A 23,993-nucleotide genomic window follows, 5' to 3' on the forward strand; every position below is an offset into this window, starting at 1 on the left:
GATGAATGGCGGATCATGTGCCACGGGCGCGTCGGGCCTGCCAGTCCTTTCGGGGCTTGCGGCAAGGGCAGATGCGATAGGCATTTGCATGTGGCGCATAACCGCCTAGACGGCGCCATCCCCGGGGGGCCGCTGATGCGCGGTTGAGAGATGGGCAGCAGCCCATGACCCGCTGAACCTGATCCGGGTCATACCGGCGTAGGGAGGGTGCGCGGCTCTTCCGTCGTCCCTCCGTGAAGTGGACGAAGAGATGATGCCGGTTGTGATTTTGCGCGATCAGACGATGATCCGCCTTGGTGCTCTGATGCTGTCCGCCGCGTGGCCGGTGACCGCCCTGGCGCAGCAAGCCCCCGATGCCCCTGCGGATATCCGCGTGATCGGCCACCGCGATCCCGAAGGCCTGCTGCCCGATCAGACCGCGCCCCATGCGGTCAGCGAGGTTGCGACCGACTTCATCGTCAAGCAGGCGCCGACCCAGAACGCCTTCCAACTGGTCAACCTGCTGCCCGGCGCGAACGTCGCCTCCAGCGACCCCTACGGTCTGTCGACCAGTTCCAGCCTGACGCTGCGCGGCCTGGGGCAGGACGAGATCGGGGTGCTGATGGAGGGCGCGCCGCAAAACGACATCGGCTATTACTACGCCTATCCGTCGCAATTCGCCGATACCGAGAATCTGCGTCGCATCGCGCTGTCGCCGGGATCGGTGGATCTCGATGCGCCGACCGTCGTGGGGGCGGGCGGCTTGCTGTCGCTGAGCCTCGATGATCCCAAGGCGACGCGGCAACTGCTCGCCGACCTAGCGCTCGGTTCCTATGCCATGCGCCGTGTCTTCGTCCGGGTGGATACGGGGGAGATCGGGAGCACGGGCCTGAAGGCGTTCGTCTCCTATTCCAATACGCGCGCGGACAATTGGCGGGGGGCGGGATATGACACGCGCCAGCATGTCGATGCGAAGCTGCTGCGCGAATGGGGGAATGGCAACCGCGCCAGCCTGGCGCTGTCGTACAATGACGCCAATTCCTCCGCTTACCCCAGCCCGACGCTGGCGGAGTGGCAGGCGCAAGGGCGCGGGTTCAATTACAATGCGCGCTATACGCCGGGCGATACCGATTACTGGGAATTGTACCGCGCGCCGTTCCGCAATCTCTATGCCTCGGCACCGGTGCATCTGGTGCTGTCGGACCGGCTGACCTTTGACAGCACGGGCTATCTCCAATTCGGTTATGGCAATTCGCCTTACGGCACTCAGCTGGCGACGACCGGCAACTTCCTGGGCAATGAGGAACTGACCCAAGCAATCGCCCTGCCCGGGGCGGTGGACGGCGTGGCGACGGTGCTGGGCAATTACACCGGTGACCAGATGCGCGCCGGGCAAGTCGCCAAGCTGACCCTACAGGCGGGTATCCACCGGCTGACGGCAGGGCTGTGGTTCGATTACGGCACCGACCGGGTGACGCAGACCTATACGTCGGTCGATCCGGACGGCCGCCCCGCCGACCGCTGGGGCTATCGTGCCCGTGCGATCCGCACCGCCGATGGCCGTCTGTTCGCCTATGAGAACCAGCGCACCGTCACCGTGACGAAGAGCGTGTTCCTCGCCGATAGCATCGCGCTGACCCAGCGCCTGACGGTCGATATCGGCTTCAAGGGCGTCGACCTGCTGCGCAACGGCCGTAACTATCTACCGGGGCCGCAGAGCGCGGTCCGGCGCAACAGCTTCGTCGCCCTGCCGCGTGCGGCCATCCACTACGCGATCGACGACCGGCAGCAGCTGTTCGCCAACATCACCACCAATTTCCGCACGCCCAACGAGTTCACGCTCTACGACAGCTATTATGGCGGTGTCGTCACGACGCGCGGCACGGACGCGCTGAAGAACGAATACTCGGTGTCGCAGGAATTGGGCTATCGCTATATCGGCCCCAGCCTGTCGGCGTCCGTGACCGGCTTCCACTACAAGTTCCGCAACCGCCAGCTGGCGACCGTGATCGACAATGGCGGCGCGCTGGTCAATTCGACGCTGAATGCCGGAGGGCAGACCTCCTACGGCGTCGATGGCGAGATCGACTATCGCCCCGCCAAGGGCGTCAGCGTCTATGTCTCGGGCGAGTATCTGCGCGCGCGGATCGACGACGATCTGCCGGTCGGCACCGACTTTCTGCCGACGCGGGGCAAGCGGGCGGTGTCGAGCCCGACCTTCCAGATCGGCGGCGGCGGCACCTATGATGACGGGCTGCTGTTCGGCAGCATCGCGGGCAAATATGTCGGCCGCCAATATGCGACCTTCATGAATGACGAGAGCATTCCCGGCTATGCGACGCTGGACCTGGCCGTCGGCGTGCATCTGGCCGACTGGCTGGACGGCAAGCGAACCGATTTGCGCCTCAACGCGATCAACGTCACCAATCCGCATGTCCTGGCGGGTGTTCAGGCGGTGACCACCAACGCCCGCGATACGATCGGGCGCGGCGGCACGCTCATCACGGGCAATGCGCCGGGCTATTATGTCGGTGGCGGTGCGGCGGTGGTCGCCACCGTGTCGCGCGCCTTCTGAGCATGAGCGGGGCAGGCGATCCGGGCGGGGTACACCGCGTGCATGGTATGGGGTTGGCGATGGAGGCACCCACCTGGCCCGCCGTCACACCCGACGAAGCGGCGGCGGTGTTGGCGTGCTTTCCGGATGCGCCCGCGATCGAAGCGCTGCACTGGCATTCGCCGCGTCCCTTTTCCGCTGCGACGCTGATCCATACCGGCGGCGACGCGCTGCTGCTGAAGCGGCATGATCGCCGGGTGCGGAGCGTGGCGGGACTGGCGGAGGAGCACGGTTTCATCGCCCATCTCGCCGCCGCCGGAATGCCCGTGCCGGACCTGTTGCGCACCGGAGAAGGGACGAGTGCCATCGCTCTGGGCAACTGGACCTACGAGCTTCACCGGCGGGCGCCCGGCGAGGATCTGTATCGAGAGCGTTTGTCCTGGACGCCCTTCCAGTCCCATGCCCACGCCCATGCCGCCGGCGTTGCGCTGGCACAGTTGCATCGTGCTTCCGAAGGCTATGCCGCTCCGGCGCGCATCGTGCAGCCTCTGGTTGCCAGCCTCTCGATCCTATCGGCCGTCGATCCGATGGCGGCGGCGCAAGCCTATGTCGATGCCCGGCCTGCGCTCGGGGCATTTCTCCAAAAACGGCGATGGCATAATGCCTTGGCGTCGCTATTTGCCACATCGGGCGAAGGGCTTGCGGCTTTGCTGGCCCTGCAAAAACCCTTGTGGACCCATAACGACTGGCATCCCTCCAATCTGCTTTGGGCAGCGGATGGCCAGGTCGAAACCGTGTTCGACTTCGGGCTGGCCGACCGAACCTGTGCGGCGCACGATCTGGCGACCGCGATCGAGCGGACGGCCTTTGCATGGTTGGATCTGGGGGAGGGGCGGGATGACTATGTCGCCGACCCCATGGCCGCGCTGGCCCTGATCGCCGGATATGAGACGATCCGGCCGCTCGATGCCGTCGCGAAGGAGACGATCGTCCGGCTCCTGCCGCTGGTGCATATCGAGTTCGCCTTGTCCGAGATCGACTATTTTGCCGGGGTGGTCGGTGATCCGGATGCGGCCTTGCTCGCATGGGACGGGTATCTTCTGGGCCATGCCGACTGGTTTCAATCGGTCGCAGGTCGGGAATTCCTCGCCTGCCTTGGCGCGGGGTTGGCCCTGTCATGACGGCACTGGAGATCGCAGCGGTCGCCATCAGCTTCCTGGCGATCTGGCTGACGGCGCGGCGCAACGTGTTCTGCTGGCCGCTGAACCTGGTGGCCTGCGCGCTCTACTTCAAGCTGTTCCTCGACGTGCGGCTCTATGCCGACATGGCGCTGCAGGCGGTGTTCGGCATCGGCATCGTCTATGGCTGGATCGTCTGGCGCCGTAACCGGAACGCCACCGGCGCGGTCGTCGTGAAGCCTTTGACGCGCGCGAAAGCCGGGGCGGGTCTGGCAGTCGGCGCGCTGGGGGCGGTGGCGATCGGCTGGTTCACCAGTCGCCACACCGATGCGGCGCTGCCATGGCTGGACGCAACGCTCAGCAGCTTCAGCCTGGTCGCGCAATATTGGACCGCGCGGCGGCACCGTGAGAATTGGCTGCTCTGGATCGCGGTCGATATCGTCTATGTGGGCATGTTCCTGTTCAAGGGCCTGACGCTGACCGCAGGGCTGTATGCGGTGATGATCGGCCTTGCGGTCATCGGCTATCGCGATTGGCGGGCGGCTGCGTCTCGGGGCTGACGGATGGGACTCGGGCGCGGACCTGTTGCCGCGACCGTCGCTTGATGCAACAACGATCCCATAACAGGGAGAGGTTGTAAGATGCCGATTTCTATCAGGAAAATATCCGCCGTCATCGCCTCGATGCTGCTGGCGTCGAGCGGCGCAATGGCGCAATCGGGCGACGTTCCGGCTGGTCCCGGGGCCACCGATTTTGCGAGCGCCAAGGAGGTTCGCACGCAGATCGCCGCGATGCTGGCCGATATGAAGCCGGGCCAGGGCTTCGCATGGCGTCCGCTAGTCCGCGACGGCGCGCACGTCGCTGCGATCGAGATATGGAAAAAGCCCGGCCGTCCGGCGGTTCATCCGGCAGAGGCGGAATATGCCATCGTGCTGGAAGGTGCCGGTACGCTGATCTCCGGCGGCACCCTCGTCGCTCCAGTCGAAAACCGCGCCGATCTGGTCGAGGGGGAGCGGATCGAGGGCGGGACGACGCGCCCGCTACGGCCCGGCGATGTGGTGCTGCTGCCAGCGGGTGTGCCGCACTGGTTCGGGATCACCGGCGATCGTCTGGTGCTGCTGGGGACCAAGCTACCCGCCCGGTGAGCCGGGGCGGGGCGTATGGGGTCATGGAATGTCGCTGCGTCCTAGACGAAACGGACATCGGCGGCGCGGAACCGTGCCTCTGCGTTGTCGATCGTCGTGCCGTTGTCGAGCGGCATGCCGATCGCTCGTGTGTGATCCTTCAGGATGACGGCCTCAAAGCCCTCGCGCCGGGCATCCAGGGCCGACCAGGCCACGCAAAAGTCATAGGCCAGCCCGACAAACACGCATCGCCGGACCTGCTTGTCGCGAAGATAGCCCGCAAGCCCGGTCTTCGTCGTTTGGTCATTTTCGTAAAAGGCCGAATAGGAGTCGACCTGCGGATTGCAGCCTTTCCGGATGATGAGGTCGGCGCGGTCGACCGCGCCTTGCACGTCGGGATGGAATTCGGCCCCTGCGGTTCCCTGGATGCAGTGATCAGGCCACAGCACCTGTTCGCCATAAGGCATTGAAATCCTGTCGAAGGGCTGTCGACCGGCATGGCTGCTGGCAAAAGACAGATGGCCCGCAGGATGCCAGTCCTGCGTGATGACGACATGGCGAAAATGCGAGGCGAGCGCGTCGATGCCCGCCATGATCTCGTCGCCACCCGCTACGGCCAATCGGCCGCCGGGACAGAAGTCCATCTGCGGATCGACGATGATGAGGGCGTCCGATTCCATGATGGTTTGATCGTCTGTCAGAGGCCGGGTTCCCATCTGCGTCTCCCTTGCAAGCGGAAGCGGTTTAGGACCAGCACAACCCTATGGCCAGCGTCGGCGCGACATGGCCATAGGGTGAAAGACAGCGACAGCGCTGCGTGGTCAGCTCGGATGCGCGGCGCTGACGATCGCGGCTTCTTTGTCCTCGATAGGCATCACGGTGTCACCGCCGGGGGACACGCCCTCGACACCCTGGCCCAGCGCTTCGTCCGCCGATGCGGTGTCGCCGCCGGCCAGTTCCATCTGCTCATAGGCGATCTCGAGATCCTGCACGCCCGATCCGGTCGGCTGGATGGGCAGATCGGCAAAGCTGGCAGGTTCTGAGGCAGTAGGGACTTCCTGGGACATGACCTTCTCCTTCTTGCCCAGGACCAACGCACGGTCCGCGATTTTGACGCAGGCCTCATATTGGCGGAAGCTGCCCCATCGCCGCTCCGGTCAGCGGACCTCGCTTGTGACGAGCGGCAGTCGGCTCGCCAGTTCCCGTGCGCCGGAATTGGAAAGATGCTGCGAGTCCGTGTAGAAAATCGTCGTCCCGGTCCGAAACAGACATCCCTCTTCATTGCAGAGCACCGCAACCGGGTCGGCAAGCCGGACTCCGTCGCGAGGGGTGGCCGCCGCCTGAACGATCCCACGCGCGCTATCCGGGACGACGGTGGCGGGTGCCAGTCTATGCCCCCTGACCAAGGCCTTGTGTCGTTCGGGTGCGATGAACCGTGTGATCGCTTCCCGGACCGGCATCATGTCGGCCAGCCCGATGGTCGAGGGATCGACCTTGAAGCGGGGTACGTCTTGCAACACGACGACCTCGCGGCCCATGTCGTGGATCGCCGTGATCATCTCCTTCAGGCCATTGGCCAGATTTTGGCGGCTCTGCGCCAATGTGGTGCCGGCGCCGTCGCCCTGCGCGGAGGCATAGCGGAAGCCGTCGGCCTCCTCATCGAAAGAGGCTGCCCAATAGCTTGCCAGAACGACTGTCCTGATCTCGGGATGATCGCGCACCATGGACACCGCGGCGCGCATGAAATGGGCGCATTCACGATCATGGCCCGGATGATTGGGGATGTAGCGCGTATAATCGAGCAGGGCCGGGCAGGACGATTTCGTCAACTGGTCGAACGCTAGGCCCCGTTCCTGGGCGATCGACCGGATACCGGCGGCTATCGCATTGGCATGGCTGTCGCCGATCAGGGCGACAGCGGGCTTGTTGGTGTTGGACATGCATGCCGCACCCAGCCTGGGATCCTTTTCGCCATATTTGGCGAGGCAGGGGTTTTTGAGGGCGCCCAGCGTGTCCGCCTCGACGGCCTTGATCTGCGGAGACGCCGACCGATAAAGACCCTTGGTCGCGACCATGATGGCCAGCGGCACGGCCGCAATGCCGACAGCGACCGCATAGCGTCGCAGAACACGCCTGTGATCGCTGGGGGCGCGGCGGAACGGCGTCTCGATCACATAGTAACTCAATACACCTGCGACCAGGGTGCACAGGATCGCCACGATCCGGCCGGTGATGCCGAGATCAATTTCCAGGACATGCATGACCGCAACGGGCAGCCAGTGCCAAAGATACCAGGAATAGGAGATCAGACCCACGCCGACGAAGAGCCGAGACGAAAGGATGTGACGATTGACCGACGAGTCTTGCGACAGGATCAGCATGGCCGCGCCGATGACGGCCATGGCGTTCAGCGATGATCGGGAAGCCGCTTCCGATCCCGATGGCCAGGACGAACAACAGGATGGCGCCAGCCGCCAATCCCTCTTGAACACGCCGCGACAGCGACTGGCCAATCCCGTTCGCTCCCGCTTGCGCGAGCAGGGCCCCGACGCCCAATTCCCAGGCGCGGAACGGAATGAGGTAAAAAGCCGCTTCGGGCCGGTAGTGATTGGCGACGATGGCCAACAGCAGCGAGGCGATCGTGATTCCCGCCATGATCGGCAGCAGCAGCTTCTTTCGCCAGCCGATCAGGAACGCCATGGCGGGCGGGAACAGGATGTAGAACTGCTCTTCGACGCCCAGGGACCAGGTCATCAACAGAAGCTGACGATCCGCCTTAGGAGAAAAATAATCGACGAAACTGAAGAACGCGAAATTGGACAAGCCCGACAAGGCGCCGATCGCCGTTATCGCGTAACGCTTCAGATCATAGGGGGGCAGCAAGCTCCAGGCCACGACAGTCGTGACCGCGACGGCGGCGATGAGAGCCGGCAAAATGCGTCGAAACCGGCGGGAATAGAATTTGGCATAGGTGAATTCTCCCCTGATCATCTCGCGATAGATGATCGACGTGATCAGATATCCGCTGATGACGAAGAAAATATCGACGCCAAGGAAGCCGTTGGCAAACAACGATATTCCATAGTGGAAAAGGACGACCGAGACGATCGCGATGGCGCGTAGTCCATCCACGTCCCTTCGATATGCAAATTGCATGATAGTTGCCCCCAAGATCGTAACTCACCGCCCGCCCGATGAGGATATTCAACTTCGTAATCGCATCCCGCCGCAATCCGAACAACATGCGATCGGTCGGTGAACTTCACGGCGTGTCAGGTTTCAGGACATCCAAGGGAGTATATGCCCTGACGACCCGCAATATGGCTCGCCTGGGAATACGGGCCCGGGGGCATCCGCCGTGCCCCTGCGCGATGCGACGTTCGCCACATCGCATCGCGCCTCCATTCGGGCAGAGTGGATACCGGGCATTAATCCATGTTGCATATGGTCCCGAATTCAGGTCAGAAATGGCGGTTTATACATCCGATCCGGATCTATGTTCATGGTTGATGCAACAGTGTTGGCCAGTCTGTACGAAGCTGGCGGCTCGCCCGAAAAATGGCCGGACATGCTCGACCTCATCGCGGGGTCGGTGGGCGCGCGCGGCGGTATCATTTTCTCGGCGACGGACGGTGCCGGATTCCATATGGCATCGCCGGGCGTGGCCGAACTCTTCGCAGACTATGTCGCCCAGGGGTGGATGGAGAGGAACGAGCGGGGCGCGCCGCTGGTCCGGCAACGTTCGCCGCAATTCGTGACGGATACGGACGTTCGCAGCCTGGACGATATCGCGACGATGCCCGTCTACCAGGAGTTTTTCAAACCACGCGGCGCCTGCGCGGGGGCCGGCACGCTGCTTCAGGGCGCGCATCACGACATGCTCGTGATGACGATCGAGGCTTTTGAAAGCCACCAGGCTGCACGGGCCGCGTTGCCGCGTCTGGATGCGCTTCGTCCGCACATCGGCCGGGCGATGAGCCTGGCGTCGCAGATCCGGAATGCCCGTGCACAGGGGCTGGTCGACGGGCTGGCGCTGATCGGGTCGGCGGCGGCGATCGTCGGGGCCAACGGTCGATTACGTGCCACCAATCAGGCGTTCCGCGACCAATTCGGATCCCTGGCCTCCGACCATCACGCAATGTTGAGCTTTGCCGATCCGCACGCGAATGCCGCCTTGAAGACCGCGCTTTCGATGCCGGGTCGGCTCCGCCATCAGGCGGGATCGATCGTCGTGCGCGACAAGGCGGGGATACCGATCCAGGTCATGCATATCGTCCCGCTGGTGCGCTCGGCACGCGATCTGTTCGAGAGTGACGGGCTGCTGTTGCTGACCGCGGGCGGCGAAAACCGGGCGATACCGGGCGCTGATCTGCTTCGCCTGTTGTTCGACCTGACCCCGACCGAGGCGCGGCTGGCGCGTCTTCTGGCGGAAGGCGTCGCGTTGCAGGATGCGGCGGCGCATCTGGGTGTGACCTATGGCACCGCCCGCGTGCACCTGCGCACGGTGTTCCAGAAGACGGGGGTGCGGCGGCAGAGCGATCTGGTCGGCCTGCTCGGCCGGTACAGCTCGCCCTTCGCATAAGGCGTCGGCTTCACCGGCCGAGGATGGACGGAACCGAAGCGAGGATGCTCCGGCCCCGCAAGGCGATTAGTCCGAACCGAAGATGTCGCGGGTGAACAGCTTTTCGGGGCAGTCCGCCAGTTCCGGTGCGTTGCGGTTGGCGATGATGACATCGCATTCCGCCTTGAACGCATCCAGATCGCGGACGACGCGCGAGCCGAAGAACTGGTCTTCCTCCAGCGCAGGCTCGTACACGACGACCTCGATGCCCTTGGCCTTTACGCGCTTCATGATGCCCTGGATCGAGGACTGGCGGAAATTGTCCGAACCGGCCTTCATCGTGAGGCGGAAGACACCCATCTTGCGCGGGCGGCGCGCGATGATCTGATCGGCCAGGAAATCCTTGCGCGTGCGATTGGCGTCGACGATCGCGCGGATCAGGTTCTGCGGGACTTCGGAATAATTGGCCAGCAGCTGCTTGGTATCCTTGGGCAGGCAGTAGCCGCCGTAGCCGAAGCTGGGGTTGTTGTAATGCGTGCCGACGCGCGGATCGAGGCCGATGCCCTCGATGATCTGGCGCGTGTCCATGTTCCCGGCGATCGCATAGCTGTCCAGCTCGTTGAAGAAGGCGACGCGCATGGCAAGATAGGTATTGGCGAACAGCTTGATCGCCTCGGCCTCGCGCGCGTCGGTGAAGAGGATGGGGGCGTCCTTCTTCTCGGCGCCTTCCAGCAGCAGGTTGGCGAAGGTGCGCGCCCGCTCCGACCGCTCGCCCACGATAATGCGCGAGGGGTGGAGATTGTCGTACAGCGCACGGCCTTCGCGCAGGAATTCGGGGCTGAAGATGACCTGCTCGGTCTTCAGGCGCGCGCGGACATCGTCGACGAAGCCGACGGGGATGGTCGACTTGACGACGACGGTCGCGTTCGGCGCATGGACGGTCGCCTGCTCGATCACCGCCTCGACCGAACTCGTGTTGAACTTGTTGGTGTCGACGTCGTAATTGGTCGGCGTCGCCACGATCACGAAATCCGCACCGGCCAGCGCCTGCGCTGCGTCGGTGGTCGCGGACAGCGAAAGCGTGCGGTTGGCCAGGAACTCTTCCAGTTCGGTGTCGATGATCGGCGACTTGCGGTCATTGACCATCGCGACCCGCTCGACCGAGATGTCGACCGCAACGACGTCGTTGTGCTGGGCGAGCAATACGGCATTGGACATGCCGACATAACCGAGGCCGAAAACAGCGATCTTCATTCGTCAAACCCCATAAGCTGGACCCGTTCAGAGCCTTTGCCGCTTGGGACTAGCCGTGCGGCGCCCCCCCGGACAACCCCTTATGGACGCCCGACACCTTCACAAACTGCCCTCGGGTGGGACGGTCGCGAAAAGAGCACCGTCCACCTGTCCCGCTGGCCCCGGAAAAATGCCATGCTGCAGTGCGATGAAGGGTTGACAAGCTGGGAAAGGCATCGGTTTTTGGCCCGTAAACGCCTGTTTTTGCGTCATGGACGGTTAATTACCAGGTTTTTAGGCTTGGCATTGGCATTCCACCGTGAGACGATATTGCAGCGCAAAATATCTATTCGGAATGAGGCGCTGCGGCTACATTCGACGGTATCAACAGAAACCAGAGCAGGTGGGCTGTCATGGAAATGCGGACATTCCAAGGCGAAGCGCCACGGCAAAGGGTCAAGCGTTTGAATATTCCGGCATCGATTCTCCGTTTTCGCGCGCTTGTCGCCTTAATCTCGATAGACTTGGCCTGCCTGTTGGGCGGCTTTGTTGCGGCAGTTAGTCTGCGTGTTGCCCTGGCGGGACATACACGCTGGGGTGTAGCGATTGCGACGCTGGTGGCCGTATACTTCATCACGTCCTTTTCGATCCGCGCCTATGATCAGGACAATCTCCAGAACCCGCGCTATGCTGCATCGCAAGGCGCCAAGGCATTGCTGCTTTCTGTCTGCGCCGTCATCCTGTTGGCCTTCGTGTTCCAGGCGAGCGAGGATTTCCCGCGCGCGGTGATGGCGCTGGGCGCGCTGACCGGCACCGTCCTGATCGTCAGTGCACGCTACGCCTTTGTCCGGAACATGACGTCGATCATCGGTGGCAATCCCTTTACGGTGATGCTGCTGCGCGACGGCCAGGTCCCGGTGCCGGACGGCGATTTTTCGCAGGTGGTGGAGACGGGCGACCGCTTCGATCCCAACCTGCACGATCCCATCATGTACGACCGCCTGGCGCGTCTGGTCGCCAGTGCCGACCGCGTGGTCGTCGCATGCCCGCCCGAGCGTCGGATCGCCTGGGCCAGCGCGCTCAAGGGCACCGGGGTGCAGAGCGAGATCTTCGTACCCGAACTGTCCAAGCTGGCGCCGCTGGGTATTTCGTCCTGCGCCAACACGCCGACCATGATCGTGACGGTCGGGCCGCTGGGGTTGTTCGACCGCTTCCTCAAGCGGCTGTTCGACATCGCCGTATCGGGGCTGGCCCTGTTCCTGCTGGCGCCGGTGCTGGGCATCATCGCGGTGGCGGTCAAGGTGACGAGCCCGGGGCCGATCCTGTTCCGTCAGGTTCGCATCGGCTGGGGCAACGAGATGTTCCACATCCTGAAGTTCCGCAGCATGTATGTCGAGGGCAGCGACGGGGCGGGCAATCGTTCCGCCTCGCGCGATGACGACCGCATCACCAAGGTCGGTCGCTTCATCCGCATGACCAGCATGGACGAGCTGCCGCAGATCATCAACGTGCTGAAGGGCGACATGAGCATCGTCGGCCCACGCCCGCACGCGCTGGGTTCGCGCGCCGCCGAGAAGCTGTTCTGGGAAGTCGATGGCCGCTACTGGCATCGCCACTCGGTCAAGCCGGGCCTGACCGGGCTGGCGCAGGTGCGCGGCTTCCGGGGGGCGACGGTGATCGAGGACGATCTGCGCAACCGGCTCCAGGCCGATCTGGAATATCTGGAACATTGGTCGATCTGGCGCGATCTGCGCATCGTGCTGCAGACGTTCCAGGTCCTGCTTCATCGCAACGCATATTGATGGTCTTGCGAGCCCCGGTTTCGGCCGGGAGGCTCCAGGCATGGTGGCGCAACGAAAAGGCGGCTCCGGTTCATGACCGAGGCCGCCTTTCGTTTGTTGGGCTGCGCGACGCTGACGTTCGGCCGAATCTTATAAGAAGATGTGGCAGGTGGTCAGGCCTCGCGGAGGGGGCGAGCCGCAGGTGCGCCAGCCGTCAAGAAGAGGCTATTACGGCACTGAAGCACCACCCCGGCGGAGATCGGGGTCCAACTGCCAACCGGCCAGCGTTATCTGCCAGCGTCTACCCAACCGGATCCCGGCCCCCGCCGGGATGGTCAGGCAGGATTGTGGCGCCCTCGATACAGGCTCTACCGACGCACTAAGCCCCGAGCCTTCAGCCCTTCATCTTGGACGGCGCATATTCCTGATAGGCGTGACCCAATATGCCCATGGTCAGGCCCGCCCCGCGCAGCAGATGGACCATCGCCCGCCCGCCCCAATAGGGCGAGACCAGCATGGCGGGCGACATGGCGGCGCCCAGGCCCATGCGGACGACGCCGCGCGCCAGTTGCTTGGCCTTTTCGGCGTTTGTCCCCTCGATCCGGGTCGCGACGGCGAAGGTGTTGCCCAGCCGATATTGCCGCTGGCGCTGCCACTTCATCGTCAGCCGGTTGACCGGGAACATGTCGTAGACCAGCGCTTCGCTCGACCAGTGGATACGGATGCCGCGCCGAAACGCCTGGTTGAAGAACAGATAGTCGCTGCCGCCGGTGAACCGCATCCGCGCATCGAAGCGCAGGTCGAGCGCGCGGAACCGCGCCAGGTCGAACATCACATTGTTCGACGCCGCGAAATTCAGCTTCTCGCCTTCGCGATAGCGCTTGCGGTCGTAGAGCTTACTGCGACGAAGCCAGTCGTCGACCGGCCCTTCGAACACCGGTTCGATCGGGCCATAGACGCAGTCCGCCCCCGTCGCCGCACGGGTGCGCAGCATCGAGTCCAGCCAGCCATCGACCGGCCACTCGTCATCGTCGAGAAAGCAGAACAATTCGGTCGTTGCGGGCGCGCTGTCCACCGCCCGGTTGCGTGCGATGGGAATGCCCTGTTGCGGCTCGATCACGTAATGCAGGTCGTATTCGGGGTGATCGGCATGGGCCAACACCGCATCCCGGCTGCTGCCGCCGGCGTCATTGTCGACCACGACGATGCTCAGCCGCCAGGGCCGCGCCGGATCGCGATGCTGGTTCCGCATGACGCGCAGCAGCTTGTCAATCCCCTCGGGCCGCTTGAAGGTGAGAACACCGAGGGTGACGTGGACGGGGGCGGTGCCGGCCATCGCCCTCAGCGCCCCAGCAACGATTTGGCCGCGCCGGTCAGCCGCTTGCGCACCACCTGCGTCGTCAGGTTCTGGCGCGTCCAGCCCATGCCGCGTGCCTCGCGCGCCACCCGGTCGATCTCGGCCAGCGTGTCGGTCAGCCCCAGATGCGCATCGGCGATGCCGCCCGTCACCAGGCTCTTGCCCATGCGACCCAGCCCGTCGAAACGCCGGGCGAGGTGCAGACCGGTCGCCATCATGATCTGCGGCTTCAGCGACTTGGCACGGTCGGTATTGGTGTAGCGGTTGGTGGCGTGCAGCCGCTGGAAGGTCAGCGGCGTCTCGACCAGCATGCCCGGCGCCAGATAGGCCGCCGCGAACTTCAGGTAATTGTCGCTCAACACCACGTCGTCGGCGAGCGGCATCGGCAGGATTTGCGACAGGATCGAGCGGTGGAAGGTCAGGCCGGAGGTCGGCACGGGCAGGGTGGGGAAGCCCCCGGCGCGCATCGTCTCGCGCTTGTCGATCGGAGTGAGCACGACGGGATCGGCGATGCCCGCATCCTCTTCGTTGGTCACGCGGTCGAAGCACCAGCCGACCTTGTGGCTCGAATAGATGGCGGCGACCTGCGCCAGTTTGCCCGGCAGGAAATAATCGTCCGCATCCAGCATCATGAGGATGTCGCCGCTCGACGCGGCAAAGCCCGCGTTGAAGCTGGACGCCTGACCGCCATTGGCCTTCAGCACCGGCGTGATGGCATCGCCATAGCTGGCAATCACCGATCGCGAGTCATCGGTCGACCCGTCGTCGACGACAATGATCTCATACGCCGCATGGCCCTGCGACAGCACGCTGTCGATACAGGCCCGCAAATACTGGGCGTAATTATAGTTGTTGATGAGGACCGACAGCTTCATCATATCTCCTCGCACGTCCCCATAATCTGTCGCCTGATCGCATTAGCATGGAAATATGCGACGCCGCGATGACGAACCCGTGCCGATTTACAAATTGTCACGCGACCGGGTCGACCGGATCAATCTCTTCGTCCGCGCCGATCCGGCCATATCGCGAGATTATCCGCAGGTTGCTGCGGATGACGCGCGCCGGATTGCCCGCGACCAGCGAATTCGGCGGCACATCCTTGGTCACCACCGAGCCCGACCCGATGACGCATTCGTCACCGATCCGGATGCCCGGCAGGATGATGCTGCGCGCCCCGATGAAGCAGCGACGCCCGATCCAGGTATCCAGATACAGGCCGCGCGTCAGGTCGTGGGTCAGGATCGCGGCGTCGAAGGCAACATAGCTTTCCTCGCCGATATGCAGACCCTTGGGGTTCGTCCGGTCAAACTTGGCCGACAGCGAGAATTGCGCGGTCGGGTGAATGTCCATGCCCCAGAAGCGGACATACCAGAAACGCTTCGCCTCGACGAAAACGTTGCGCAGCTTCTTCAGTCGGTTGAGCCCCCATTTGGGCTTGGCTCCGGTGGTACGCGCCACGGTCATTTCCCCCAATGGTCCGCGAGGACGCGGTCATAATAGTCTTCGAGCAGGCGGGTCTGCGCGACAAGGTCGAACCGCTCCGCCACCCAGGCCGGTGCCCGCTCGTGAAAGGCTCGCCAGCGGTCATGATCGGACAACAGGCTGGCCAATGCCGCTGCCATGGTGTCGACGTCGCGCTCGTCGGCGAGCAGGCCGGTCCGGCCTTCCTCGACCGCCTCGCCCACCCCGCCCGAGCGGAAGGCGATTACCGGCGTGCCGACGGCCTGCGCCTCCAGATTGGCGATGCCGAACGCCTCGGCATGGCCATTGTCGAGCGTGACGCTGCCATGCAGATAGATTTGCGCCTGACCCAGCTCGGCGCGGATCGCCTCCTGGCTCAATCGCGCATGGTGCGTGACCTTCGGCAGCTTCGAGCGGGCATAGCGCAGCGTTTCGTCCGCCTGCGGACCGTCGCCGATCATCACATAATCGACCGGGATGCCTTGGGCCGCGACCTGCGCCAGCGCGTCGATCATGTAGCGATAGCCCTTATATTCGACGAACCGCGCGATCGACACGACCCGGCCCGGCACGCGCGGGCTGGGATCGGGACGGAACACGCGGGTATCGACGCCGATATAGTGGCGGAAGATCGATTCCGGCGAGAAGCCGAGGCCGAGCAGCCGGTCGCGGATGAAGTCGGACACCGCGATATTATAGCCGCCCGCCTGTGCCATCCGGGCGCGACCCTTGGCGAAGAAACGCACCTGATTGAACCCGCCGGGCTTTTTGGGATCGCCGCGATAGGTGGCGTCGAAACCATGAAAGGTCGTGACCAGCGGCCGTCCCAGCGCCTTGGCGAGCGGACCCAGCACATAACCATTCTTGCCGAAATGGGCATGGATCAGGTCGGCCCCGGCCAGCGGCGGAAACAGGGCGGGGGCTGCGACGCGCGGGATCTTGAGCAGCAGCGACCCTGCCTTCATCACCGGCGACGCATCGATGGCATGAACCGGCAGGTCGGTCTGGCCGCCATGGCCCTGATCGATCCGCTTGCCGACCAGGAAGCGCGGCGCATAGCGTTCGTAACCGCGTGCCTGCGCCAGGACGAACGCCTGGCTGGGCGGCAGGAAACGCTCGACGAAGATCGCGACCTTCCGGCGGTCGCCGGTCGCCTGGGTCATGTCGTTCATCGCTTGCTCCGTGACGAACCCGTATTCCGCAGCGCGCCCGCCAGCGCGTCCAGCGCGGGCAGGGGGGTCAGGTCTTCGTCATATAACAGCGCACGCGCGCGGCAGCCATGGCCCTGGCGCGCTTCCGCCTTGGAGAATTTCTCGCGCAGCCCCCAGGTCGTGACCCCGCGCAGCGTGCCCGTCGCGGCGACGGTCCGCACCATGTCGGCAAAGACCTGGCCATAGATATCGCCCTGTGTCGCCGTCGGAGGCAGCCGATGCGCGAAACGGCACGATCCGTCCATTTCGGTGATATAGGCGCCCATGCCCAGCTTGCCGACTTCGCGCAGGAACGCGGTCAGGGCGGGGGCGTCGAGCCGGTCGAAGCCGGGGCGGAAATGCGCCTGAAGTCCGATCGCATGAACCGGAACGCCCGCCCCGCGCAGCTCGCGCAGCAGGTCGAGCATCATGGTGCGGCGGGCGTCGTAATTCGCCCCGGCCTTTTCCAGATGCGTTTCGTTGATGACCAGAATCGCCTTGGGATCGGCACGGTGCGCGCGCTCGAAGGCCTCGCGGACATGATCCTTGCCGAGCAGGCGATAGAAGACCGACGGACGCCACTGCGCCGCGTCATAGTCCATCACCTCGTTGACCACGTCCCAGGCATAGGCGCGCCCGGCGAAATGGCCGACGGTCGCATCGATATGCCGGTTCATCGCCGCGCGCAGCTCGTCGGCGCTGGTGATCGCGTCGACCCAGGCGGGGACGCGATACCAGACCAGCGTATGGCCATAGAGGCCCGCACCGATCTCGCGCGCGAAGTCGGCGATCTTGTCCGCATCGTCGAACTGGATCACGCCGGGCTGTTTTTCGGTGCCCGTCCATTTCAGCGCATTGCGCGGCGTCAGCGACGAGCAATGACGCTGGAACAGGCTGCGCATGACCGGATCCTTCAGATCCTCCGGATCGATCGCAGCGCCGAAGCGGATGCCCCGCCCGAGCGAGCGCAAGGCAACGTCATCGGCGGCCGATGCCCGCAGGCCGAATGTCATGGCGGCGGCACCGCCCCCAGCCAATATGCCCCGGCGCGTCCAGCCCGGCATCACCGCGCGCCCGCGCTGCGGATGACGGAATCGAGATGCTGCATCAGCCGCTGACGCCCCTCCGGCACCACATCGGTTCCGGGCGGCGGGGCGAGGTCCTGCGCGAGCAGCGCGTGCAATTCCTCGCCGGTGCGCGCGACATAGAGGCCAGGCTGCCCTTCAAGCTGGCCGACCGTCGCCATCTGGTGATCGTTGCGATGCTCGCCATGCGCGGCGAGGCGCGGGAACAGGATCACCGGGCGACCGACACGCTGGCAGGTCAGGATGGTGCCGATCCCGGCATGGGCGACGACGACGCGCGCCTTGGCGAAATAGGCGTCGACCTCGATCGGGCGGATGCGCGCGCTCCATTCGATGTTGCGCGGCGTGTAGGTCGAGGCGCCGGTCTGGGCGAAGACCGGCTCGCCGAGCGATGGCGCGATAGTGTCGATCGCCTCGATCAGCCGATCGAAGGGCAGCTGCGTTCCAACGGTGACGAAGATCACAGCACGCCTCCGACATGATGGGGGCCGTCCGGCTTGGCGACATGCGACCATTGGGTCAGCCATTCGCTGGCAACCCATTTCGCCAATGTCCCACTTTTGGACAGTTGCTCCACATTGGCGACGCTGTCGATCCACACCGTCCGGGCTCCGATCAGCCGTCCGGCGAGCAGGCAGAAGAAGCCCGGTGCCGCGCCGGTCGAGATGATGACCTTGGGCCGCAGGCGGAACACGGTCACGAAGGACCGGATCAGGCATTTGAAGCTCGGCCAGGGGGCGTCGAGATTGCAGTCGGGCAGGATGATGCCGTCGGTGATCCCGGCCTTGGCCAGCAGGTCGGCCTCGGTCGTGGCGAAGCGGGTGGCGTGGGTGTCCAGCATGCTGCGCAGCAGCATCATCTGCTCCCAATGGCCACCCTGCGACGCCACCGCGAGCACGCGTATCGCCGTGCGTCCAGCGTCCTGTGCAGCTCCCGATGCCATCACGCTATCTCCCTCGTGCGGGCGGGAAAACGCCCGCCCGGCCACCCGCAACGTGCAGGCTCTGTCGGGCGGTAGCCTATATCATGAACGGTGCCACCTGCAAAAATGACACCGTGCTGGGACAGTTGCGGTGCAGCAAAAATGCCTTCGCGACGGCATCCATTCGCGCTGCAAGATTGTCCTATGATGGTTCGGTCGGTCGATGCGGATCGTTACGCATCTGCTTGCGCCGGGTGGCGATTGGCCGGTACACAGCCCCGAATACTCATCGCGACATCCCGGCAAGCGGGACGGAGACACGATTATGAACCCGCTGGTGCCTGTCGATCAGGACTCCGCCAAGATCATCGACTTCGGCGCGGTGCTGAACGCGGTCCGTCGGCGTCTGGTCCCCATCCTGATCACCATGATCATCGTGCTCGGCCTGACCGCGCTGAGCTACAAGATGGTCACGCCGCGCTACAGCGCCGAGGGTCAGGTTGGCATCCAGCGCACGAACGAAGAGATCGTCAACGCGCAGGAGGATCAGCGGGTACAGCCGCTGACCACCGACTCCTCGTCGGTCGATACCGAAGTGGCGCAGATCCTGTCGCCGGAAACGCTGGGCCGCGTCGTCGATCGGCTGGGCCTGGCGAAGGACCCGAATTTCGTGGGCACCGATCCGCTGAGCCCGGTGGATGCGCGCAATGCCGCGATCGGCGCGATTGCCGGGGGGCTGACCGCGACGCGTGACGGCACCTCCTATGCGATCAACGTCAACTACCTCTCGACCGATTCGGTGATGGCCGCGAAGATCGTCAACACGACGATCGACGAATATCTAACCCGCCAGCAGGTCGAGAAGCGCGACGAGCGCAACAAGGAGATCGCGCTGCTCGCCTCGCGCATCAACGAGGCGCGTGGCCAGTTGCAGGGGGCCGAGACCGAGGTCGCGCGCTTCCGTGCCGCGACCAATCTGGTCGACATCCAGAACCAGAGCACCAACGCGCAGCAGTCGATCGCGGTGCTGAACCAGCAGCTCGCCGATGCACAGGCGCAGCAGGCGGTGGCCGAGGCGCGCAATACCGCCCGTAGCGCCAATAGCGCCGGTGCCGGTTCGGCGGTCGTTTCGCCGGTGCTCCAGCAGCTGCGGACCGAGGAAGCGACGCTCAGCGCGCAGCAGGCCTCGCTGTCGGAGCGTTATGGCGACCGTCATCCGCAGGTCCTCGAAACCAATCAGCGGCTCCAGGAAACCCGTCGCCAGATCGCGGCGGAAACCGCACGGGTCCGCCAGAGCCTGTCGGCCGAGGCGGATGTCGCCCGTCGTCGCACCTCGTCGATCGTCTCGTCGCTGGGCGCGCAGAAGGGGCAGCTGCTCCAGGGCAACGCCGCTTCGGTTCGCCTCGCCGAACTCGAGCGCAAGGCGACGACGCTCAAGAGCCTCTATGAGGCACTGTTGGAGCGCTATCAGCAGGCGATCGCGCGTCAGGGCACCGAGCGCAGTGCCGGTTACGTGATCGCCCGCGCCGTGGCGCCGACCGCGCCTGTCAGCCCCAAGAAGGTCGTCTTCGCGGGCGGCGGCCTGCTCGCGGCCCTGCTGGCGGCGGCAATGGTCGCGGCCGGTCTGGAACTGGCCGAGAACGGCTTCAGCACGCGGCGTCAGGTCGAGCGGGCGCTGGGCCTGCCGGTGCTGGCCTCGGTGCCCGATCTGCGCACGTTGAAGCGCGACCGGATCAAGTCGCCGACGCCCGCCACGATCAGCCAGCATCTGATCGACCATCCGGGCAGCGTGTACAGCGAGTCCTATCGCTCGATCCGCACCGCCCTGAAGGTCGGGCGCGAGGAACAGGCGGCGCGCGTCGTCGCCATCTCCTCTGCCCTGCCCGCCGAGGGCAAGACCTCGACCTCCTTCTCGCTGGCCCGCTCGTCGGCGCTGGCGGGCCTGTCGACCGTGCTGGTCGATTGCGACCTGCGTCGCCAGGCGACCAGCCGCCAGATGGAAGGCGCGATCCAATATGGCCTCGCCGACCTGCTGCGCGGCGAAGCGACGCTGGACCAGGTGCTGGTGCGCGACAGTGCCAGCGGTGCCTTCCTGCTGCCGCAGCGTCCGTCGACGGCCGAGAACGACTATGACCTGATCGCCTCCAGCGCGATGCAGCAGCTGGTCGATCAGCTGCGCGAGCGGTTCGATCTGGTGATCCTCGACACCGCGCCGCTGTTGGCGATCGCGGACTCGCGGGCAATCGCGTCGATGGCCGATGTCGCGCTGGTGGCCGTGCGCTGGCGCAAGACCCCGGCCCCGGCCGTCCGGTTGGCGCTCGACCATCTCGCTATGGCCGAAGCGCGGATCGGCGGCATCATCATGACGATGGTCGACCTGAAGGCCCAGAGCCGCGCCGGCGCGGGCGACGAACTGCGTTATTACAAGAAATATTCCAGCTACTATAGCTGATGACGAACGCCGGGAGCCGGGTCGGAGGATCCGGCTCCCGGCAGGGCCTGCGCCGGATGCGATGGTTCTTACAGGAGCGGAATGGCCGCAATCGGCCTCTTCCCCCGATCAGTCGGCGAGCGCGAGGCTCGGAGGTTTCAGCCTCTGCCAGTATCTCGACATCGCATTAAGCCTGTTCCAGCCCTAGGCATTTGGCCGAGACCGTTGTTGCGAACGCGACGGCTGACCGCTCCCTAAAACTCCGAGCCAGCGAGATCGGCGCTCGATCGTAGACCACAGGGGCCCTCAAAATGGCGGCAGCTCAGAGCCTGCCTAGGTCCACCATGGCGGCGGCATGCTCGCACGCAACGGGCGTGAGTCAGTCGAGGGCAGGATAACATTATATGGGTCAAGATGAGCCCTTCCCCTTCAGGGGAGGGGTTGGGGTGGGGCCTTTCCACGAATGCCGCGCTTGCTGAAGCGCCCCACCCCCGGCCCCTCCCATAATGGGGAGGGGTGGGCCTATTCAGGTTTTTGGAGTCTGATACGTTGTACCGTCCGCGAGCCTGACGGTGCGGCAACCGCACGCGCACGACCGTCACGCGCGATAGGGGCTGGCGGATGACGAGCCGGTAGCCGTCGCCAAAGGTGATAACATGACGGAAGTAAGGAGAGGCGGGGTGAGGAGTTTGCGCCCCACCGCCGCCGCTCTTCACTGACGATAGCGTGATCTCCGGTGGCTCCGCTGGGAGAGGGCGTCCTTACGCCCCGGCGTTATGCCTGACCCAGAGCCTGGACCCGCTGCTCCTCGGCACGTTGCAGGATCTGCCCGGCCGGGCCGAAGGCGGCCATCGAACCCGCCTGCAGCTGCATGATATAGTCGACGCGGTGCATCAGGGCGGGGCGATGGGTGACGACGATCACGATGCCGCCTTCATCGCAGACATCCTCCATGACCTGTGCGAGCATCTTCTCGCCATCGCCGTCCATGTTCGACGTGGGGTCGTCGAGCAACAGGATGAAGGGCTTGCCGAACACCGCCCGCGCCACGGCGATGCGCTGACGCAGACCGGCGGGCAGAAGCTGGCCGCCACGCCCGACCTGGGTTTCGTACCCGTCGGGCAGGCGCAGGATCAGGTCGTGGACATGCGCGCGCCGGGCGGCGGCCAGCACGGCCTCGGTCGGGGCGTCGGCGTCGAAGCGGGCGATATTCTGCGCGACGGTGCCGTCGATCAGTTCGACCTGCTGGGGGACATAACCGACGAACTTGCCCAGTTCCTCTTCGTCCCACTGGTCCAGCGCCGCGCCGTCCAGGCGGATGACGCCGCGTGCCAGCGGCCAGATACCGGCGATCGCGTTGAGCAGCGCGGTCTTGCCCGCGCCGGTCTGCCCCATGATCCCCAGCGAGTCGCCTGCCGCGAGCCGGATGCCGACATTGTTGACGACGGGTCGCTGCGTGCCGGGCGCGAAGACATAGACCTGCTCGGTGGTCAACTCGGTCTCCGGGCGCGGCAGCAGGGTGGTGATATCGCGCAGCGGCATCTGGCGGAGCAGCAGGTTCAACCGCTCCCAGGCCGAGCGCGCGCTGGTATAGTCCCCCCAGCCGGTCACGGCCAGTTCGACCGGCGCCAGGACCTGATAGAGCAGCAGCGCGGCGATCAGCGCGGTGCTCCAGGCGGCCCGGTCGGTGAAGGCCAAAGCCGCCCCGATCGTCAGCAACAGGATGAACAGCACCAGCCGGAAGCCGCGCACCGCGCCAACCAGCCCGACCGAGCGGCCATGCAGCGCACGCTCGGCCAGCAGATCCTCCTGCGACGCGCCGATCCAGCGCTGGCGCAGGCGACCCTCCATGCCCATGGCGCGGGCGACCACGGCGTTGCGGCGGCTTTCCTCCGCCACCATCCAGCGCAAGGGCCGCAGTTCGTCCAGCGCCGCCGCCTTCTGCCCCGCCGACCGGCCGAGGATCCAGGCGATCAGCCCGAGCACGATCATGGCCGCCAGCCCGACCAGGCCCACCCAGGCGTGCAGGGCGAATAGCATCAGGAGGGAGAATGGCGCGACGCAGAGGTCGATCAGCGCGGACGGGATCGGACCCATCAAAAAGGCGCGCACGCGATTGGCGTCGTGCAGCGGGCCCAGCCCGTCGCCATCCGGCGCCCCGACGCGCGCGACATGCGACACGCCGTCATGGACGCGCGGCGCCAGACGCTGGTCGATCGCACCCGCCACATCGAAGAACAGGCGCGACCGCAGGCTGTCGAGCAGGCCGAAGACGCCATAGAGGACGATGCCGAGGAACAGCAGTCCCCACAGGGTCGCGGTGTTGCGACCCGGCAACGCGGTATCCGCCAGCACGCCGACCAGCAGGACGCCCAGCATCAGAATGACCTGAAGCGTCACGCCGATCCCCAGGGCGCCCATCACCCCGCGACGCAGCGTGGACGAGATCATCGTGCCGTCGTCCTGCACCGCCGACAAGGTCGATGTACTCTCACCCCAGATTACGCGTGCCATATGCGGTTCATTCCTTTTTACGGCGGGGCTGTACCATGGCCCTGCCGTCTCCGACAGCGGTTGCGACGGGATATCCGGATCGGTTTGACACGATCCGCCGCCTTCCTCTAGCGGCGATGGCTCTGGGCAAGGGGCATGGGCGCGATGCGGCGTTGGTCATGGATCGGCTGGACGTTGCTCGGCATGGCCTGGGCGTTGTTCCTGTGTGCGCTGCTGGGGCGGTATTGGCCGGTTGCGGATGCCTTCGCCTCGTTCCTTCCCGTTGCCGGGGTGCTCGCCGTTTTCGCATTGCCGATGGCGCCGCGTCGCGCGCGATGGGGTTTCGTCGGGCTAGGCATCGTGGCGCTGGGACTGGTCGGCTGGCCGATCCTGCACGAAATCGGCGCGAGGCCGTCCGCGATCGAGCCTCCAGCAGGGGCGGAGCGGCTGGTCGTCGTCACCCACAACCTTCATGGCGGCGTCACCACGCCCGATCGGGCTGCGGCCGTCCTGCGCGAAAGCGGCGCGGATGTCCTCCTGCTTCAGGAAGCGCGGCGGGCGGGGCCATTGCTGGCGCGGCTGGCGACGGATTTCCCCTATCGCAGCCACTGCAGGGTTGCGAACTGACCATCCTGTCGCGG

At 65.1% G+C, this 23,993-nt stretch carries 21 protein-coding genes and 1 riboswitch; of the genes, 8 read left to right on the plus strand and 13 right to left on the minus strand.

Going from position 1 to position 23,993, the window contains the following annotated elements; genetic code table 11:
• Window positions 1-112: 112 nt before the first annotated feature.
• Window positions 113-222, plus strand: a riboswitch (TPP riboswitch).
• 31 nt (window positions 223-253) lie between these two features.
• From ACQR50_RS06700 to ACQR50_RS06715, 4 genes are all read left to right on the plus strand, one after another.
• Complete coding sequence (locus tag ACQR50_RS06700) at window positions 254-2,554, plus strand: TonB-dependent receptor (protein ID WP_428970657.1); 2,301 nt, start codon at window positions 254-256, stop codon at window positions 2,552-2,554.
• 59 nt (window positions 2,555-2,613) lie between these two features.
• Complete coding sequence (locus ACQR50_RS06705; RefSeq protein ID WP_428970298.1) at window positions 2,614-3,714, plus strand: phosphotransferase enzyme family protein; 1,101 nt, start codon at window positions 2,614-2,616, stop codon at window positions 3,712-3,714.
• Window positions 3,711-4,271, plus strand: coding sequence for a nicotinamide riboside transporter PnuC (pnuC, locus tag ACQR50_RS06710; RefSeq protein WP_428970299.1), 561 nt, complete (start codon window positions 3,711-3,713; stop codon window positions 4,269-4,271). Before ACQR50_RS06705 ends, pnuC begins: the two co-directional genes overlap by 4 nt.
• Window positions 4,272-4,352: 81 nt before the next feature.
• Window positions 4,353-4,856 carry a cupin domain-containing protein gene (locus ACQR50_RS06715; RefSeq protein ID WP_428970300.1) on the plus strand — a complete coding sequence of 168 codons (504 nt, stop codon included), beginning with the start codon at window positions 4,353-4,355 and terminating at the stop codon, window positions 4,854-4,856.
• Between the two features lie 41 nt (window positions 4,857-4,897).
• Here ACQR50_RS06715 and ACQR50_RS06720 read toward each other — a convergent pair whose 3' ends face one another.
• The 4 genes from ACQR50_RS06720 to ACQR50_RS06735 all read right to left on the minus strand — a co-directional run bounded on the left by ACQR50_RS06720 (window position 4,898) and on the right by ACQR50_RS06735 (window position 7,991).
• The gene (locus ACQR50_RS06720) at window positions 4,898-5,515 is read right to left on the minus strand and encodes a nicotinamidase (RefSeq protein ID WP_428970301.1); all 618 of its coding nucleotides are present in this window, start codon (window positions 5,513-5,515) and stop codon (window positions 4,898-4,900) included.
• Between the two features lie 141 nt (window positions 5,516-5,656).
• Window positions 5,657-5,902: a hypothetical protein gene (locus ACQR50_RS06725; RefSeq protein ID WP_428970302.1), complete on the minus strand. Its 246-nt coding sequence runs from the start codon at window positions 5,900-5,902 to the stop codon at window positions 5,657-5,659.
• 90 nt (window positions 5,903-5,992) lie between these two features.
• The gene (locus tag ACQR50_RS06730) at window positions 5,993-7,096 is read right to left on the minus strand and encodes an SGNH hydrolase domain-containing protein (RefSeq protein WP_428970658.1); all 1,104 of its coding nucleotides are present in this window, start codon (window positions 7,094-7,096) and stop codon (window positions 5,993-5,995) included.
• A complete protein-coding gene (locus ACQR50_RS06735; RefSeq protein ID WP_428970303.1) occupies window positions 7,077-7,991 on the minus strand; it encodes an acyltransferase family protein in 915 nt (304 codons plus the stop codon). The genes ACQR50_RS06730 and ACQR50_RS06735 overlap by 20 nt, the downstream gene beginning before the upstream one ends.
• A 346-nt stretch (window positions 7,992-8,337) precedes the next feature.
• On the opposite strand from ACQR50_RS06735, the gene ACQR50_RS06740 reads away from it, so the two are divergent.
• Window positions 8,338-9,417, plus strand: coding sequence for a helix-turn-helix transcriptional regulator (locus ACQR50_RS06740; protein WP_428970304.1), 1,080 nt, complete (start codon window positions 8,338-8,340; stop codon window positions 9,415-9,417).
• 66 nt (window positions 9,418-9,483) lie between these two features.
• Here the strand turns inward: ACQR50_RS06740 and ACQR50_RS06745 are convergent, their stop codons facing one another.
• A complete protein-coding gene (locus ACQR50_RS06745) occupies window positions 9,484-10,650 on the minus strand; it encodes a nucleotide sugar dehydrogenase (RefSeq protein ID WP_428970305.1) in 1,167 nt (388 codons plus the stop codon).
• Window positions 10,651-11,246: 596 nt separating this feature from the next.
• On the opposite strand from ACQR50_RS06745, the gene ACQR50_RS06750 reads away from it, so the two are divergent.
• Complete coding sequence (locus ACQR50_RS06750; protein ID WP_428970306.1) at window positions 11,247-12,431, plus strand: sugar transferase; 1,185 nt, start codon at window positions 11,247-11,249, stop codon at window positions 12,429-12,431.
• Between the two features lie 373 nt (window positions 12,432-12,804).
• On the opposite strand, the gene ACQR50_RS06755 is transcribed toward ACQR50_RS06750, so the two are convergent.
• The 7 genes from ACQR50_RS06755 to ACQR50_RS06785 all read right to left on the minus strand — a co-directional run bounded on the left by ACQR50_RS06755 (window position 12,805) and on the right by ACQR50_RS06785 (window position 18,449).
• A complete protein-coding gene (locus ACQR50_RS06755; protein WP_428970307.1) occupies window positions 12,805-13,746 on the minus strand; it encodes a glycosyltransferase family 2 protein in 942 nt (313 codons plus the stop codon).
• A gap of 5 nt (window positions 13,747-13,751) precedes the next feature.
• Entirely contained in the window at window positions 13,752-14,645 is an 894-nt protein-coding gene (locus tag ACQR50_RS06760) for a glycosyltransferase family 2 protein (protein WP_428970308.1), read from the minus strand.
• A gap of 94 nt (window positions 14,646-14,739) precedes the next feature.
• A complete protein-coding gene (locus ACQR50_RS06765; protein WP_056432624.1) occupies window positions 14,740-15,228 on the minus strand; it encodes an acyltransferase in 489 nt (162 codons plus the stop codon).
• Between the two features lie 2 nt (window positions 15,229-15,230).
• Complete coding sequence (locus tag ACQR50_RS06770; RefSeq protein ID WP_428970309.1) at window positions 15,231-16,403, minus strand: glycosyltransferase; 1,173 nt, start codon at window positions 16,401-16,403, stop codon at window positions 15,231-15,233.
• Window positions 16,400-17,485, minus strand: a complete 1,086-nt coding sequence (locus ACQR50_RS06775) for an endo-1,4-beta-xylanase (protein ID WP_428970310.1) — start codon at window positions 17,483-17,485, stop codon at window positions 16,400-16,402. The genes ACQR50_RS06770 and ACQR50_RS06775 overlap by 4 nt, the downstream gene beginning before the upstream one ends.
• Window positions 17,485-17,970, minus strand: coding sequence for a glycosyltransferase (locus ACQR50_RS06780; RefSeq protein WP_428970311.1), 486 nt, complete (start codon window positions 17,968-17,970; stop codon window positions 17,485-17,487). Before ACQR50_RS06780 ends, ACQR50_RS06775 begins: the two co-directional genes overlap by 1 nt.
• The gene (locus tag ACQR50_RS06785) at window positions 17,967-18,449 is read right to left on the minus strand and encodes a glucuronosyltransferase (protein WP_428970312.1); all 483 of its coding nucleotides are present in this window, start codon (window positions 18,447-18,449) and stop codon (window positions 17,967-17,969) included. The genes ACQR50_RS06780 and ACQR50_RS06785 overlap by 4 nt, the downstream gene beginning before the upstream one ends.
• 304 nt (window positions 18,450-18,753) lie before the next feature.
• Between ACQR50_RS06785 and ACQR50_RS06790 the strand changes: the two genes are divergently transcribed.
• Window positions 18,754-20,880 (plus strand): GumC family protein, encoded by a 2,127-nt coding sequence (locus ACQR50_RS06790; RefSeq protein ID WP_428970313.1) that lies wholly within the window; start codon window positions 18,754-18,756, stop codon window positions 20,878-20,880.
• A 753-nt stretch (window positions 20,881-21,633) separates the two neighbouring features.
• On the opposite strand, the gene ACQR50_RS06795 is transcribed toward ACQR50_RS06790, so the two are convergent.
• Window positions 21,634-23,373, minus strand: coding sequence for a type I secretion system permease/ATPase (locus tag ACQR50_RS06795; protein ID WP_428970314.1), 1,740 nt, complete (start codon window positions 23,371-23,373; stop codon window positions 21,634-21,636).
• Window positions 23,374-23,517: 144 nt separating this feature from the next.
• On the opposite strand from ACQR50_RS06795, the gene ACQR50_RS06800 reads away from it, so the two are divergent.
• The gene (locus tag ACQR50_RS06800) at window positions 23,518-23,979 is read left to right on the plus strand and encodes a hypothetical protein (protein ID WP_428970315.1); all 462 of its coding nucleotides are present in this window, start codon (window positions 23,518-23,520) and stop codon (window positions 23,977-23,979) included.
• Window positions 23,980-23,993 lie beyond the last annotated feature (14 nt).

Source organism: Sphingomonas sp. Xoc002, assembly GCF_050408055.1.
GTDB lineage: Bacteria > Pseudomonadota > Alphaproteobacteria > Sphingomonadales > Sphingomonadaceae > Sphingomonas > Sphingomonas yabuuchiae.

What these genes read in the sequence shown, in the direction of transcription:
- ACQR50_RS06700 (WP_428970657.1), top strand. Translation starts at nt 254, where the DNA reads ATGCCGGTTGTGATTTTGCGCGATCAGACGATGATCCGCCTTGGTGCT.
- ACQR50_RS06705 (WP_428970298.1), top strand. Translation starts at nt 2,614, where the DNA reads ATGGAGGCACCCACCTGGCCCGCCGTCACACCCGACGAAGCGGCGGCG.
- pnuC (WP_428970299.1), top strand. Translation starts at nt 3,711, where the DNA reads ATGACGGCACTGGAGATCGCAGCGGTCGCCATCAGCTTCCTGGCGATC.
- ACQR50_RS06715 (WP_428970300.1), top strand. Translation starts at nt 4,353, where the DNA reads ATGCCGATTTCTATCAGGAAAATATCCGCCGTCATCGCCTCGATGCTG.
- ACQR50_RS06720 (WP_428970301.1), bottom strand. Translation starts at nt 5,515, where the DNA reads ATGGAATCGGACGCCCTCATCATCGTCGATCCGCAGATGGACTTCTGT.
- ACQR50_RS06725 (WP_428970302.1), bottom strand. Translation starts at nt 5,902, where the DNA reads ATGTCCCAGGAAGTCCCTACTGCCTCAGAACCTGCCAGCTTTGCCGAT.
- ACQR50_RS06730 (WP_428970658.1), bottom strand. Translation starts at nt 7,096, where the DNA reads ATGCATGTCCTGGAAATTGATCTCGGCATCACCGGCCGGATCGTGGCG.
- ACQR50_RS06735 (WP_428970303.1), bottom strand. Translation starts at nt 7,991, where the DNA reads ATGCAATTTGCATATCGAAGGGACGTGGATGGACTACGCGCCATCGCG.
- ACQR50_RS06740 (WP_428970304.1), top strand. Translation starts at nt 8,338, where the DNA reads ATGGTTGATGCAACAGTGTTGGCCAGTCTGTACGAAGCTGGCGGCTCG.
- ACQR50_RS06745 (WP_428970305.1), bottom strand. Translation starts at nt 10,650, where the DNA reads ATGAAGATCGCTGTTTTCGGCCTCGGTTATGTCGGCATGTCCAATGCC.
- ACQR50_RS06755 (WP_428970307.1), bottom strand. Translation starts at nt 13,746, where the DNA reads ATGGCCGGCACCGCCCCCGTCCACGTCACCCTCGGTGTTCTCACCTTC.
- ACQR50_RS06760 (WP_428970308.1), bottom strand. Translation starts at nt 14,645, where the DNA reads ATGATGAAGCTGTCGGTCCTCATCAACAACTATAATTACGCCCAGTAT.
- ACQR50_RS06770 (WP_428970309.1), bottom strand. Translation starts at nt 16,403, where the DNA reads ATGAACGACATGACCCAGGCGACCGGCGACCGCCGGAAGGTCGCGATC.
- ACQR50_RS06775 (WP_428970310.1), bottom strand. Translation starts at nt 17,485, where the DNA reads ATGCCGGGCTGGACGCGCCGGGGCATATTGGCTGGGGGCGGTGCCGCC.
- ACQR50_RS06785 (WP_428970312.1), bottom strand. Translation starts at nt 18,449, where the DNA reads ATGGCATCGGGAGCTGCACAGGACGCTGGACGCACGGCGATACGCGTG.
- ACQR50_RS06790 (WP_428970313.1), top strand. Translation starts at nt 18,754, where the DNA reads ATGAACCCGCTGGTGCCTGTCGATCAGGACTCCGCCAAGATCATCGAC.
- ACQR50_RS06795 (WP_428970314.1), bottom strand. Translation starts at nt 23,373, where the DNA reads ATGGCACGCGTAATCTGGGGTGAGAGTACATCGACCTTGTCGGCGGTG.
- ACQR50_RS06800 (WP_428970315.1), top strand. Translation starts at nt 23,518, where the DNA reads ATGCGGCGTTGGTCATGGATCGGCTGGACGTTGCTCGGCATGGCCTGG.